This window comes from Motilimonas pumila, from assembly GCF_003596335.1.
Lineage (GTDB): Bacteria > Pseudomonadota > Gammaproteobacteria > Enterobacterales > CBDFNC01 > Motilimonas > Motilimonas pumila.
This window is the reverse complement of sequence record NZ_QZCH01000002.1, coordinates 313,647-327,654: the sequence shown is the minus strand read 5'-3', so window position 1 is coordinate 327,654 and position 14,008 is coordinate 313,647. Positions and strand designations below refer to the sequence as shown.

At 46.3% G+C, this 14,008-nt stretch carries 15 protein-coding genes; 2 read left to right on the top strand and 13 right to left on the bottom strand.

Annotated elements, in window-relative coordinates:
• Window positions 1-2 precede the first annotated feature (2 nt).
• The 3 genes from rplC to D1Z90_RS04165 all read right to left on the bottom strand — a co-directional run bounded on the left by rplC (window position 3) and on the right by D1Z90_RS04165 (window position 2,827).
• Window positions 3-641: a 50S ribosomal protein L3 gene (gene rplC / locus D1Z90_RS04175; protein ID WP_119909478.1), complete on the bottom strand. Its 639-nt coding sequence runs from the start codon at window positions 639-641 to the stop codon at window positions 3-5.
• Window positions 642-664: 23 nt separating this feature from the next.
• Window positions 665-976, bottom strand: a complete 312-nt coding sequence (gene rpsJ / locus D1Z90_RS04170) for a 30S ribosomal protein S10 (protein WP_119909477.1) — start codon at window positions 974-976, stop codon at window positions 665-667.
• A gap of 255 nt (window positions 977-1,231) precedes the next feature.
• Window positions 1,232-2,827, bottom strand: coding sequence for a diguanylate cyclase domain-containing protein (locus tag D1Z90_RS04165; protein WP_119909476.1), 1,596 nt, complete (start codon window positions 2,825-2,827; stop codon window positions 1,232-1,234).
• Between the two features lie 211 nt (window positions 2,828-3,038).
• Between D1Z90_RS04165 and D1Z90_RS04160 the strand changes: the two genes are divergently transcribed.
• Complete coding sequence (locus D1Z90_RS04160) at window positions 3,039-5,249, top strand: tRNA(Met) cytidine acetyltransferase TmcA (protein ID WP_119909475.1); 2,211 nt, start codon at window positions 3,039-3,041, stop codon at window positions 5,247-5,249.
• Here the strand turns inward: D1Z90_RS04160 and D1Z90_RS04155 are convergent.
• The 4 genes from D1Z90_RS04155 to aroE all read right to left on the bottom strand — a co-directional run bounded on the left by D1Z90_RS04155 (window position 5,188) and on the right by aroE (window position 8,477).
• Window positions 5,188-6,468 carry a succinylglutamate desuccinylase/aspartoacylase family protein gene (locus D1Z90_RS04155; RefSeq protein WP_119909474.1) on the bottom strand — a complete coding sequence of 427 codons (1,281 nt, stop codon included), beginning with the start codon at window positions 6,466-6,468 and terminating at the stop codon, window positions 5,188-5,190. The genes D1Z90_RS04160 and D1Z90_RS04155 overlap by 62 nt on opposite strands.
• 135 nt (window positions 6,469-6,603) lie before the next feature.
• Window positions 6,604-7,335 (bottom strand): 4-hydroxy-tetrahydrodipicolinate reductase, encoded by a 732-nt coding sequence (gene dapB / locus D1Z90_RS04150; RefSeq protein ID WP_119909473.1) that lies wholly within the window; start codon window positions 7,333-7,335, stop codon window positions 6,604-6,606.
• A gap of 75 nt (window positions 7,336-7,410) precedes the next feature.
• Complete coding sequence (locus D1Z90_RS04145; RefSeq protein WP_119909472.1) at window positions 7,411-7,662, bottom strand: DUF1488 family protein; 252 nt, start codon at window positions 7,660-7,662, stop codon at window positions 7,411-7,413.
• Window positions 7,662-8,477: a shikimate dehydrogenase gene (gene aroE, locus D1Z90_RS04140; protein WP_119909471.1), complete on the bottom strand. Its 816-nt coding sequence runs from the start codon at window positions 8,475-8,477 to the stop codon at window positions 7,662-7,664. Before aroE ends, D1Z90_RS04145 begins: the two co-directional genes overlap by 1 nt.
• Before the next feature lie 29 nt (window positions 8,478-8,506).
• On the opposite strand from aroE, the gene D1Z90_RS04135 reads away from it, so the two are divergent.
• The gene (locus tag D1Z90_RS04135) at window positions 8,507-8,938 is read left to right on the top strand and encodes a group II truncated hemoglobin (protein ID WP_119909470.1); all 432 of its coding nucleotides are present in this window, start codon (window positions 8,507-8,509) and stop codon (window positions 8,936-8,938) included.
• A gap of 95 nt (window positions 8,939-9,033) precedes the next feature.
• Here D1Z90_RS04135 and hemF read toward each other — a convergent pair whose 3' ends face one another.
• The 6 genes from hemF to D1Z90_RS04105 all read right to left on the bottom strand — a co-directional run bounded on the left by hemF (window position 9,034) and on the right by D1Z90_RS04105 (window position 13,913).
• A complete protein-coding gene (gene hemF, locus D1Z90_RS04130) occupies window positions 9,034-9,939 on the bottom strand; it encodes an oxygen-dependent coproporphyrinogen oxidase (protein WP_119909469.1) in 906 nt (301 codons plus the stop codon).
• A 1-nt stretch (window position 9,940) separates the two neighbouring features.
• Entirely contained in the window at window positions 9,941-10,513 is a 573-nt protein-coding gene (gene tsaC / locus D1Z90_RS04125; protein ID WP_119909468.1) for an L-threonylcarbamoyladenylate synthase type 1 TsaC, read from the bottom strand.
• A 6-nt stretch (window positions 10,514-10,519) separates the two neighbouring features.
• Complete coding sequence (locus D1Z90_RS04120; protein ID WP_119909467.1) at window positions 10,520-11,080, bottom strand: DNA topoisomerase family protein; 561 nt, start codon at window positions 11,078-11,080, stop codon at window positions 10,520-10,522.
• Between the two features lie 151 nt (window positions 11,081-11,231).
• The gene (locus D1Z90_RS04115; protein ID WP_119909466.1) at window positions 11,232-11,705 is read right to left on the bottom strand and encodes a DUF494 family protein; all 474 of its coding nucleotides are present in this window, start codon (window positions 11,703-11,705) and stop codon (window positions 11,232-11,234) included.
• A 2-nt stretch (window positions 11,706-11,707) separates the two neighbouring features.
• Window positions 11,708-12,859 (bottom strand): DNA-processing protein DprA, encoded by a 1,152-nt coding sequence (dprA, locus tag D1Z90_RS04110; RefSeq protein ID WP_232525194.1) that lies wholly within the window; start codon window positions 12,857-12,859, stop codon window positions 11,708-11,710.
• A complete protein-coding gene (locus tag D1Z90_RS04105; RefSeq protein WP_119909465.1) occupies window positions 12,822-13,913 on the bottom strand; it encodes a LysM peptidoglycan-binding domain-containing protein in 1,092 nt (363 codons plus the stop codon). The genes dprA and D1Z90_RS04105 overlap by 38 nt, the downstream gene beginning before the upstream one ends.
• Between the last annotated feature and the right edge of the window lie 95 nt (window positions 13,914-14,008).

The window sequence follows — 14,008 nt, the reverse complement described above, 5'->3', positions numbered from 1 at the left end:
TGTTACGCTTTGACGGCAGGTTTGATGATGACGTCAGCATTGATTGCACCAGGTACCGCACCTTTAACAAGGATAAGGTTACGCTCTGCGTCAACACGAACAACTTCTAGGTTTTGAGTCGTTACACGCTCAGCACCCATGTGACCAGCCATTTTCTTGCCTTTAAATACGCGTCCTGGAGTTTGACATTGGCCAATTGAGCCAGGAGCACGGTGGGCAAGAGAGTTACCGTGAGTCGCATCTTGCATAGAGAAATTCCAGCGCTTAACGCCGCCTTGGAATCCTTTACCTTTAGATTGACCAGTAACATCAACTTTATTTACTTCGTTGAAAAGCTCAACGTTAAGCTCTGCACCAACTTCGATGTCTGCGCCTTCGCTGTCTTGTAGGCGGAATTCCCACAAACCACGACCTGCTTCAACACCAGCTTTCGCGAAAATGCCTGCTGTAGGCTTGTTTACGCGACTCGCTTTTTTAGTGCCAGTAGTCACTTGAATTGAACGGTAACCATCAGTTTCCAGGCCTTTGACCTGAGTAACGCGGTTAGCAGTACATTCAACTACCGTAACTGGAATAGAAACGCCATCTTCAGTGAAGATACGAGTCATACCAACTTTACGACCGACTAGACCGATTGCCATTGTTATAACCTCTATTTTCCTGCTTAACCTAGGCTGATTTGAACGTCAACACCAGCTGCTAGATCTAGCCTCATTAGTGCGTCAACAGTTTTATCAGTAGGTTCTACGATATCAATCAAGCGCTTATGAGTGCGAATTTCGTACTGATCACGCGCATCTTTGTTTACGTGCGGAGAAACCAATACAGTAAAACGCTCTTTGCGAGTTGGTAGTGGAATAGGACCACGTACCTGAGCACCAGTGCGCTTTGCAGTTTCAACGATTTCCGCTGTAGAGTTATCGATCAGTCTGTGATCAAACGCTTTCAGGCGGATACGGATTCTTTGGTTCTGCATGGACCAAGGCTCCAATAGTTAAAAACATAAAAAAAGACACCACCAACGACAAATCATATATTTGTGCTAGTGACGCTTAAACCAATTGCCTTCCAAATCGGAGGCCTGTGTGCCGGACTTATTGTCGGCTTTAAAGAGCTTCTGCTCTACTCACACTATCTGTGAGCGGGGTGAATTATACGAATATCGGCGTAAAATGCAACAGTTAAGGCGGGTTTTCTTACAATTTTTTTAGCGTTGGCGATCAAACACCGATCAATCGGTGATCATCGCTTGTACAGTGTTATTTCTGCCTGTTTGCTTGGCTTGGTACAAAGCTTGGTCGGCAATGCGAATGATGTTTTTATTCGGCATGCCATTTACCGGAGTTAAGCAGACATAACCTGCACTGATCGTCACTTTATCTTCGATACCAATCACAGGATGACTGATATTTAGGCGCGCTATTTTCTTACGGCACATTTCGGCCATTGCGGCCGTTTGCGCTGTCGTCAACTCTGGGCACAACAACACAATCTCTTCACCGCCATACCGTGCAATGAGATCGCTCTTCTCATTAATACAGGATTTCAGCTCATTGGCAATTTGTTGTAAGCATACATCGCCTTCTTGATGACCGAATGTGTCGTTGTACTGTTTGAAAAAATCCACATCTATCATGATCAATGACAGCGATGATTTCTGCTTCAGCGCCAAGCTCCATTGCGTATCTAAATGCTCATCAAACTCTCGGCGGTTCGCCAGTCCTGTTAATGAGTCCATCGATGAAACTAGGCGTAACGCATTATTGGCATCGGATAATGCTTGATAGGCTTCAGCCAGTTCAGCGGTTCGTTCTCGCACTCGCAATTCAAGGTCTTTATTTAACTGTATAACCTGCTCTTCTGCTTGTTTGCGCATAATCATTTGCGCCACAGAAGCAGCCAGTAGTATAAGCACCTCTTTCTGATGGTCACCAAGGGGTTGTTTATTAATAAAGTTATCGCAAGCAATCCAACCTATGGTTTCGTCGCCATGCCACAGGGCTACCATGGCATTCCATCCGACTCCAATTTCTTGGCTGTTATGTAAAATAGACGCATTGTGCCAAATACTCAGGTAATCTTTTCGAGTTAACGCTTCTTGCACAAATGGTACGTTCGGTATTTTATTTTGAAAATAACTCTCGTCAGCAACGTCACCTGTTTCTGTTGTACCATAGGTACCGTAATAAGTATCTTGCTCTTTATCCATGATAAACAGCGCCATGCGGTCGATACCCAGGCGGCTTATACCGGCTTTCACCGTGTAATGGTATAACTCATCAAGGCTATCAAGCTTAGAGAGCTCAATCGTCAGCTGATGTAATTCTTTGAGTAATTGTGAAAAGAATAAGTTTTGCTGCTGCGCTTGTTGCAATAAGCCTTCTTGGCGTAATAACTGTTGCTGCGAATCGATGACTTTAAGATGCAAACAGTAATTGTCGAGGTGCAATGGCAGAGGTTTTAAAATGTCCGCAAAAGGAAAGTTGTGCGCTTGCTGCTCGACGACTAATAGGCCGCGGATCTGGTTACCCACAAATATTGGTGCGATATGAGGCAATGTCTTCTCGCCATGGATCACCGCGTAACAATCCCCCAGTGGGATATCCGTTTGTTGTATCACAGATTCAGGTTGCGAATAAAACACAAAATCGCTGGCTTGGGTCGACTTTGCTAATAGATACAAGCTTTGGTCATCCACTAGCAATAAAGCAATCATCGCGCACTTAGCGCTAACTTGGCTAAAACTCTGACGACAGAAGTTTTCTAGTGACAGATCTGAATGAGGATTACCTCGCACTGCCTGAATTTCAGAATTGGCCAACAACATGACTTCTTTTTCTACACCTAACCATTAGAGGCATACAGTGTAACAAAGGCCAATAGATAAGCCTGTAAATAAGCATAAAAAACGAGAGTTCAATCAATAAAATATAAATACACCCTCGTTTGCAAACAGGCTTCAACCATACCTAAACCAATATATGAGATAAACAGGTATGATATCTAATGCGCTTCACTCTTAAACTTAAGGCCAAGACTTGATTCAACAACAAGCCAATACTTCATTGATTCCTGATTTGATTAAGCGATTGCAACAGCAGCAACAACATGCCGGTCATCGCCAGTTCATCGTGCTTTCAGGACAACAACAATGGGGCATGGAGCATGCTCTTGAGCTATTGCAACAACAACACCTTTGGCTGGGGGAAGCGCCTGCCCACCCAAAGATCCTGCATAAAGATTTGCTCAACAAAGCCAAACACTGGTTAGGACGAGAGCGACAGCAGGTCATTATCAACGCTTTTTCTCAGTTTTCCGCTGACGGTATCGCTGCCATTAGCGGCATCATTCCCGCCGGCGGGCAACTTATTCTTGTGTGCCCTGAATTTACACATTGGCCCGAGTATGACGACCCTAATTACCGCCAGCTGTTATCGTACCAACAGCCAAGGCCTCACAAAAGTTTATTCCTGACTCGGCTGATACGTCACTTCCAACCAACAAAGGGGATCTGCCTTTGGCAACAACAGCAAGGGTTAAGCTACGTCGACAACCCTGTTGTGGTTTCAACGGTGCATCTAGCACAAGGAATAGATGATTCCTCAAGCAGCACGGATGCTTGCCTTAGCGCAAACCCGCAACAACAAGACGCGATCCATCGGATCATCAAATGCGCCACAGGGCGAGCCCGTCGCCCTTTGGTCATCACTGCAGATAGAGGTCGGGGCAAATCAGCCAGTCTTGGTCTCGCTTGTGCCACACTGATTGAGCAACATCAGCAACAGATACTGGTGTGCGCGCCAAATCGACACGCCACTCAGTCGGTATTGCGCTTTGCAGGTAAAGGATTGGGACAAGACGCTCGACATTACCCCGTTACCGGGCCTTTCGGACAGCTAGACTTCATCGCGCCGGATCACTTATTGAGGGCACGCCCTTGCGCCGACGTCATCATGGTTGATGAAGCTGCTGCGATCCCCATGCCCATGCTAAAAGCAATATGTCATCACTACCCTAGAGTGGTATTTGCCTCCACCCAACATGGCTATGAAGGCAGTGGCAGAGGTTTTAGCTTGAAGTTTATGCAATATTTACAACAAGACTTTAAGCATTATAAGCACTTGCACTTAAACGAACCGATTCGTTGGCGAAGTCATGATCCATTAGAGGATTGGACCTTTGCTAACTTTATATTGAATGCGCACGCCCAATCCGTAAATTTGCCAATTACAGCTAAGCAGTGGCGCTATCAAGTCATCAGTAAAGAAGCGTTAATGGCTAATGAAGCGCTGTTAAATCAAGCTTTTGCACTTTTAGTCAATGCCCATTATCAAACCAAGCCCAGTGATTTGAGAGCCCTGTTGGATAATGCCCGCATTAGCGTGCACCTCGTATTCCATCAACAAGACTTACTCGCCATCAGTTTATTGATGGATGAACCGCCATTGCCGCAGCCATTAAGCCAGGCCATTCACCAAGGTACTCGACGTGTACAAGGTCACCTTACCGCTCAAGCTCTCAGCCTGCATGCCGGACAAGCTGAAGCCGTCGGCTATCACTATGGCCGCGTCATGCGCATTGCCGTTCATCCGGAGAGCCAAAGTCATGGCGTGGGAACCTTCTTATTAGACAAGCTGTTCAGCTGGAGCCAGCAGCAGGGTTTTGATTTCCTTTGTACCAGTTTTGGTTTCACCCCTGACTTAGCCAGCTTTTGGCAAAGGAGCCAATTCCAACTCAATCATTTAGGCTTGAGTAAAGATGTTGCCAGCGGCTGCTATAGCGTGATTGCGATGCGACCTTGTAAGCAGCAAGTGCAAGCATTTACAACAGGGTTAAGCTCGCAACTACAACAGCAGCTGCAAGATTACCTCACCGGCCCCTTGCAAGATCTGGAAGCCGACGTTGCCAACGCACTCATTGCCTGGTTAAAAGCCAGCGTTTCCTCTAACAAACACCCCGTAGGTGCATATCGCGACGCAGTGCTGCATTATTGCTTATCACATCGACCTGTCGAGTTTGCTCTGCCCGCTATTCGCCAGTGGTTATGGCAACTGCCGCAATGGCCTTGCTTATTGCCGTCGCAATCTGATCTATTAATTCAGCGCTGCTTACAGCAACACACTTGGCAACAAGTGGTCGCTGCCAATCAGCTCTCAGGTAAAAAAGCAGCAGAAACGCAGCTAAAGCTTATTCTTCAACAAGTTCTTCAGGATCAGTTTGCTCCTCCTGAGTTGCCGACTTCTCAATGATTTTAGACGTTTTCTCGATCACGGTTTGAGTATGCTCTTGGTCAACTTCAACGCCTGACGCTTTGAGCTCTGCCGTGACTTTTTCGATCACTTTAGCTTGTTGCTCTTTTTTCTTCTTGGTCTGCTCTAGCTCAACTTGCTCCGGGGTAGTCGTTGTCGCCACATGAAATAAGGCAAAACCCGGATAAACAAACTGATTCAAGGCTTTACCTATCACAGTACTGTGATGCTCCGCGCGCACTCGAAATGATGCATTGGTCACCGGGTCGGTTACCGTGCCGATGACCTGCTGCGGAATGAGCTTTTCCCCAAGGGCGACATCACTGACAAATATGCCGCTGTGATCGGCTCGCAGCCAAGACGATTCGACGTAAAAGGGCAACGGCTCTATCAGCTCCATCGTCTCAGGTAGCATTTTCATTTTGGCCATCAAGTGCTTTATCGCGTCCACTCCTACTGCAACGCTCGCAGTATCGAGACTCATGGGCGCACCTAACTCCATAGTGACCGCTAAGATCCCAGCTTCAAGCGCAGCACCGCGCAATGTCCCTTTGCTTGCGCGGCTTTGAATAATGGTGATGTTGCCAAAGCCGCGGCTAAACTTCGCCATACCACTGTGACTTAAGTCAGCTCTTATTTGCGGTAAGTTAGTGCGATAAAAAGAACCTGTGTGCAAATCAATAAGGGCATCGCACTTGCTAACCACCTTATTGAAAAAAGAATGGGCGATGCGATCCGCTGAAGAGCCATCAGGCGAGCCAGGAAAATAGCGGTTTAAGTCGCGTCGGTCTTTTAAGTAACGGGAAGAATTATGAAAGCCGTCCAGGTTAACAATCGGTACACCGATGACGGTGCCATTCAATTCGCGGGTATCAATATGGTGCAATACTTGCCGTGTAATCTCGATGCCATTGAGCTCATCACCATGCACTGCCGCAGTTAAGCATAACACGGGACCTGCATTTTCACCTCTGGCAACAAGAACCGGAGTACCGACATCAATCCCTGTAAAAGACTGCTCACTCGACCATGAAAGGGTGCGGAAACTGCCTGGTTCAATCTGGTGACCTAACAACTCAAACTGCTTTTGCTGCTCAGGTGCGACCACAGTATCGGGTTTAGATTGAGGCTCTACCTTCCCTTCAGAGACTTTCTCAACTTGTTCATTGGCCCATACTGAACAAGTTAATAATGCTGTGAGTAATAACCACTTCTTCATTCGTCTCTCTCTTTATTGTTCTTTGCTTGATTCAGTATAACAACAGAAAATTGTTGCAAACTTAATCTTAGGTCAAAAAAAAGGACTGTATAAACAGTCCTTTAGTATTTATCAACAAAGCTAATGCTAAGTGGCTTAATCCATTAAGTGTTCAAGACCGTAGACCAGTTGTTGGCGAGTCATCACTTGTTTACACGCTAAACAAATGCCGGGCATGAATGATTCACGATGTTGCGAGTTATGCTCGATTTTAAGAGTTTCGCTCAAGCCACCAAAGAAAACAGTTTGCTGTGCAACCACGCCTGGCAAGCGAATCGAATGCAAAGGCACATCTTTCAAGTTGGCGCCACGAGCACCAGGGATCAACTCTTTGTTTGAAGTTGGCATCGGTGCCTGAGTGCGCGCGGCTGCGATTAGCTCGGCAGTGCGTACACCGGTACCAGAAGGACTTTCTTCTTTTTGCGGGCTATGGGCTTCAATCACTTCAACGTCCGGTAAATACTTGGCGGCTTCTGCTGAAAATTTCATCATCAACACGGCGCCAACTGAGAAGTTAGGGGCGATTAAACCACCAAGGCCTTTTTCTGCTGACAGCGCTTGTAGCTCTTCTACTTGCTGCTGCTGAAAACCACTGGTACCAATAACTGGACGAGCGCCAGCATTTAAAATAATCTGCGTATTGTTATAACCTGCAGAAGCAGCGGTAAGATCGACGACGACTTCAGCTCCCGAGGCAGCAATGCTTGCCGCTAAATCATCACCCACGTCAGCTTCGCCAACCAAGGTTAACTCAGGATCATTATTGATCGCTTTAACCGCTTCGCTGCCCATACGCCCTTTGGCGCCGTTCACTAATACTTTTACCAAGTGATTCTCCTTAAATACTTGCCGCCGACTGTGCGCCAACGTGAATGACGTGATTATACCTTAGCCACACGGTTATTAAATGAAAATGCCGCCATCTGGGGCAAAATCCTCAGCATTGATTTTTTCTTCTGCCATTTCTTCAAGGTCAAACCTAAGCTCGCTGAATAATGTCATCGCCTCCCCTTGTTCAACAATAGCAAGACGTAACAGACTGGCTTTGCTGACACGACATACAATCAACTGGCCCATGACCAAGGCCGGAAATTCTATTTGTTGTTTTTCTTCTGACCAGGTTTGCTGGTCGGGAAATTGAATGGCCTGATTCATTAACCTAAGTTCTTCCTCAGTTCATTGGCGACTTGTTTCATGCCTGGGCGGATCCCTCTCCATACAGCAAAACTTTCGGCAGCTTGACCCACAAGCATACCTAAGCCATCGATGATCATTCGTGCGCCCTGCTCTTTCGCCCACTGGTTAAACACCGTGGTTCCTGAGCCATACATCATGTCGTATACGGCGGTTTCAGGGCGTACTAATTCAGCGCTGATGGGTGGCAGCTCACCTGACAAACTCGCCGATGTTGAGTTGATGATTAAATCAAATGGGCCACTTAGCTCTGAGAAAGGCTGAGCACTGACGTTGCCATGCGGGGCAAATAACTCGGCTAAATGCTCCGCTTTACTCACAGTGCGATTAACAATCACTAACTCTGTTGGTTGCTCCGCTAATAAAGGCCCAGTCACACCACGGGCAGCGCCGCCAGCACCAATTAATAGAATACGGCTACCTTCTAATGGCACATGGTGATTTTTAAGATCTTGCACTAATCCTGCGCCATCAGTGTTATCACCTAATAACACCCCATCATCGGTCAATTTGAGAGTATTGACCGCACCGGCTAGCTCAGCTCTTGGAGTCAGCTTCTGAGCAGCAGCAAATGCTTGTTCTTTAAAAGGAACGGTAATATTACAACCTTTTCCGCCGCTGGCGAGAAACTGGTTTAACGCGCCTTGGAAGTCATCTATAGGTGCCGCAATGGCTTCATAACTGATATCCTCCCGAGTCTGATGGGCAAATAATGTGTGTATAAATGGGGATTTACTGTGGCTTATTGGATTACCAAAGACTGCATATCTATCCATGACTGCCTCTAAACTGGATATAAAAAATAATGAATCTGATTAAAAAGATCTTTGCTAAAGAAAGCAAGCAAGAAAAAGCAAAGCAACCGGACACCGCTTATGATTTACTCGGTGGAGAAGCCGGCGTGAGGGCGTTAGCCAATGAATTTTATGACATTATGGAAAGTGCTCCAGAGGCCGCAGATTTATACGCTATTCACCCTTTGCCACTCGATACCATCCGCCAAAAGTTTTTTGAGTTTTTATCTGGCTGGACCGGCGGCCCGGGACTGTTTGAGGAAAAATACGGTCACCCACGGCTGCGCGCGCGCCATTTACCTTTTAAGGTTGACTGTAAAATGCGCGATCAATGGATGTTTTGTATGAACAAAGCACTTGATAACTGTGTGCAACACCCAGAGCTAAGAGAAAATATGCGGGCATCGCTGGATCAACTTGCCAGCCACATGCGTAATCAATAACTTAAGCCGTCGAGCGACTTTTATACTTGCCCACTATAAACAACACACCTAATAACTTAGCCATGCGGCTAAGTTATGGCTTTGCAAAATACTCGCTATAGCCACTCTCGCGGCATTAGGTATTGTGCTAGGGCTGCCTCAGTACTGCCAGGGGCTGGCTGTAAGTTATATTCCCAACGCGCCAATGGTGGCATCGACATCAATATAGACTCCGTGCGGCCACCTGTTTGTAAACCAAATAAAGTGCCCCTGTCATACACCAGATTAAACTCAACATAACGGCCGCGGCGATACAGCTGAAATTCACGTTGCAGCTCGGTAAACTCCTCGTCTTTGCGGGCAGTGATAATCGGCAGATAGGCGTCAATGTAACCCTCTCCCACAGCCTGCATAAAAGCAAAACACTGCTCAAACGGCCATTGGTTGAGGTCGTCAAAAAATAGACCGCCTACCCCGCGAGTCTCATTGCGATGTTTAAGGAAAAAGTAATTGTCACACCAGGTCTTGTATTCTGGGTAAACCTGCTCACCAAATGGTTGGCATAAATCATGGGCCACTTGGTGCCAATGGCGACAATCTTCATCTCTTGGATAGAAAGGCGTTAAATCAAAGCCGCCACCAAACCACCATACCGGCGCTTCACCCTCTTTTTCGGCGATAAAAAAGCGCACATTGGCATGAGATGTCGGTATATGTGGGTTATGAGGGTGGATAACCAAAGATACCCCCATGGCTTCGAAACTTCGCCCAGCAAGCTCTGGGCGATGAGCCGTCGCAGACGCTGGCATTTCATCACCAAACACATGGGAAAAATTGACCCCTCCTTGCTCAATCACGGTGCCGTGGCGCATCACACGAGTACGGCCACCGCCGCCCTGCTCACGCAGCCAGCTGTCTTCGATAAACTCGCCACTGCCATCAGCCGTTGTTAGAGCTTGGCAGATATTATCTTGAAGGGTTAATAAAAATGCTTTTACTGCTGCTTTATTGGGGCTTGTCATATTATCCCTGTCTGATTGTCGCGCCGGTTCTGGCATCTCTTATGTGGGTGGGGTTGGCAAGGCCGCCTAAGGGGCCGTCAATGATGTGTTTAATTTGACCCGCCAGTTGCCGCTCGACTTCTAACGCACTTAAACCTGGTGCTTGGCCGCTCAAATTTGCACTGGTTGACGTAATCGGCTTACCAAATTGACGACACAGTTGTTGAACTAATGGGTGGTCACTGACTCGCACAGCAATGGTATCAAACTGTCCGATCAAATCTTCAGTGAGATGAGGCTGCGCTGGCATGACCCAAGTATTGGGCCCAGGCCAAGAGGCGTTAATTTCTGCCAAGCGTGATTCGCTTAACTGACTCAAGTCAATATACTGGTGTAACTGTTCCATATTCGCGGCCACCAAAATTAAACCTTTCGATTTAGGCCTTTGTTTTAATGCCAATAAAGCGGCAATCGCGTCTCGGTTATCGGGATCACAGCCGACGCCGTAAACGGCCTCTGTAGGATAAGCGATGACTTCACCTTGAATAAGCGCTTGCACCGCCTGAGCTATCTGAATTTGGGTATTTTTTTCCATCTGCTATTAAATTGGTTCACTTTTATATTTACATTGTTTTTGTGGGCAAACTAAGCGTTTACCGGCAGCGGTTTTTTTCACCGTTAAAATAGGCCAATCGCATTCCGGACAAGGCTGTGCCACAGGAGGTTCATTCACGGCATATTTGCACTTAGGATAACTGTCACAGGCATAAAACAACTTACCAAAACGCGATTTTCGTTGTACTAAGTGACCCGATTTGCAATTAGGACAAGCAATATCAGTGGCAGTGGCCTGAGATAAAGACGCGATATGTTGGCATTCTGGGAACTGAGTACAACCGACAAACATGCCGTACCGACCTTGCTTTAACGCGAGCTCATGTTGGCACAAGGGACAGCTCGATCCAGTTAACACCTTAGTGATGTCACCGTGTTGCTGCAGTGGGCGTTTAAAATCGCACTCCGGATATGCGCTGCAGCCTAAAAAGGGGCCATGCTGGCTATTTTTTACCTGTAACGATTGGCCACACTGTGGGCAGGTTTCATATTCTTTTTCTAACGCATGCTCATGAGCAGAAAATAACTGCTGGTCAATTTTTGACACGCTACCCTCAACTTACTTCAAAGACTGTTACCAGCTCAGTTTACCAAAAAAGGGCAAAATGGTCAGCAAAGAAGCGCTAGGGAGAATTATAAATGCAGGGATATCGGGTAAGGGAAAGGCGTTACCTTTCCTCTACACCCGGAAGATGTGGTTAATGTAAAGGGCCGTCATTGACATCAAACAGTAGATCTTCCATCTGCTTATAGGCGTTTTCGTTGCCTGGTACGTTGAACAATACCATCAACACAACCCACTTCAGATCTTCAAGATCAAACCCTGCGTTGTCCAACTCCATCACTCTGTCGATCACCATCTCTCTGGTTTCCGAAGTGAGAAGCTTTATCTGCTCTAAATATAATAAGAAGCCTCGACAATCAGTATCTAGACGAGTCATCTCTTCCTGGGTGTAAATCCGCACGGAATTTTGACCATCGCGACAAAGATATGGATTCTGGTCATTGTCTTGGAGAGCAGCAAGCTTCTCTAACCAATCTAACGCCTTGTATATCTCGTCTTGATGAAAACCAGCACGGGTAAGTTCTTCTGTAAGCTCTTCTTGATCCACCATTAACTCAGCATCGCTGTGTATATATGTCTCAAAAAGGTACATGAGGATGTCGAACATAATTAATTCCTCCCCAACTTGACGTATCCTTCAGGCACTTGTGCAATCAAACCTTCTAGTTCCATTTCCAGTAGTTGGCTTTGTACAAACTGCACCGTTTCCCCACTACGTTCCACCACAACATCAATTGGTGTGGCTTCAAAACCTACACTATCCAACAATTTTGCAAATGGCAATGCATTTACTTGGCTTTTATCCTCCTGTAATACGTTTTGATGTTTGATTAAGTTTAATTGAGCGGAAATTGACTCCGTCATTAATAGCAGCTCTTCTAATATATCGACCGGTTGAGTCACTAATTTAGCTCCCTGTTGAATTAAATAGTGACAACCACAAGCTTGGCCATTGTCGATTGAGCCTGGCAAGGCGAAGACATCACGGTTTTGCTCTAAAGCGTAACGTGCGGTAATCAAAGAGCCACTGCGCTGGGAGGCTTCAACCACAAAGACCCCCAAGGACAAGCCAGAAATAATACGATTACGACGCGGAAAATTGCTCGCCCGCGGTGGAGTGTCAGGCCAAAACTCGGATATAAGTAGGCCTTGTTGGCCGATTTTTTCACTCAACACCAAGTTTCGTTTCGGATATATATGATTCAAGCCAGCACCTAAAACAGCAATGGTAGCTTGCCCTTGTTGCAAGCAACCTAGGTGAGCTTGAGTATCTATACCCAGCGCCATGCCGCTGACAATGACAAAGCCTTGCTGCGCAAGTTCGCCGGCAAAAAAGTGGGCTTTTTCTTTTCCATAGTAGGTGCAATGACGGCTGCCAATGATGGCTAATTTAGGCGCAGCAAGATAAGTTAAATCCCCTTTGCAAAATAGCACTAGGGGAGCCGCGGCAATCTGCTTTAATGGCTCAGGGTAACGCTTATCGTGTAAGTGTATAATCGAGATGCCTTGGCGTTGGCAGTCGCTCATCACTCTGTCAATAAAGGCCCAATCAGGATGACGTATATACTGAACTTGTTGAGAACTCAGGCTTAAATTTTGTAACTGCTCTGCGCTGAGCTGAAATATTTGTTGAATGGAATAACGCTGAAGTAAAGAGAGGGCTTTGCGAATTCCCAGCCTTGGCGTAGCTTTTAACGCTAACCAAAGCCGGGTAAGGCTAGGATCAGAATTCAGTTCCTTGGATATCGAAGTCGTCGCCAATTAAGTCTTTACCTCGAACAATAATGGCCAAACTGGTTTTATCATAAGATTTAAATACCATTAATGTGCCAATGTCTTCTTCTGGTAAGGTTAGCGCATTTTCGCCTTTGAGGAAGGTCTTTTCAAAAACATTCGCATCGTCTTTGTAAACCAACTTGCCTTTACGTTCTACCACTTCTGCGCCAGGACGCATAATGCTAAAAATGGCACCAGGGCGAATTTGTTCACGGCGGCCTTTATTTATGACTACGATATCACCCCGACCTAACGCTCGAGATTCATTGAGGGCATCAACAATATAACCGCGGAATTCTTTTGGCGTCGCTGTGGGAATAAAGAACGCAGGCATGACGTCAAACTCAGGGATAGGCAAGATTAAATCACCCAGTTTAGCCTCTATCTTACTGCTTGTTAGCAGCATAGGCGTTACTCGCTCATTACTTTGCACATGCTTCGATTTACTTGGCTTGGTCAATCCCACAAAAATAAGCTTGCTGCCAAGCGGTTCTTTGGTGGTTTTATCCGTTAACTTTGCGCCTAAACGATAAATGCCGTATTGAGTATCCGCTTCAAATCGGCCTTCTCCGTAAAAAATATCCCCTTGACGTAAACGGGTATTTTTAGTGTTTTTACCCATCACACGTGGCGCACCTTCAAGTAGCTCTTCATCGATGATGTGGTCACGGCTTAAGAAAGGTTCGATTAACGTCAATGGCACTGTTGGCACTGCTGGGCGCTTCTCTTCAATGCGTGGCTGTGGCGACATTTTCTTCAGGCGTTTACGACCTAACCTAGGCTCGCCATCTACCCAAGTAAGGTAAAGTTTGTCACCAGGATAGATAAGGTGTGGGTTTTTCACTTGTGGGTTGGTTTGCCAAAGACGTGGCCATAACCAAGGTGAATCTAAAAAATACGCTGAAATATCCCAGAGGGTATCGCCTTTTTTAACGACGTATGAATCTGGGTGGCCTTGTTTTAATTGTAATGTATCGGCCGTGGCGGCGAAGGATAGCACAACACCAAATATCGCTGCCGTCACTTGTTTAAATTTCATAACTCTCCCTGTGTAGGCATTTACTCTGTCATTTCACCCCAGAAATGACTAGAATTAACCCATCCCATAGAATCATATATACGGTTGAATCAAGA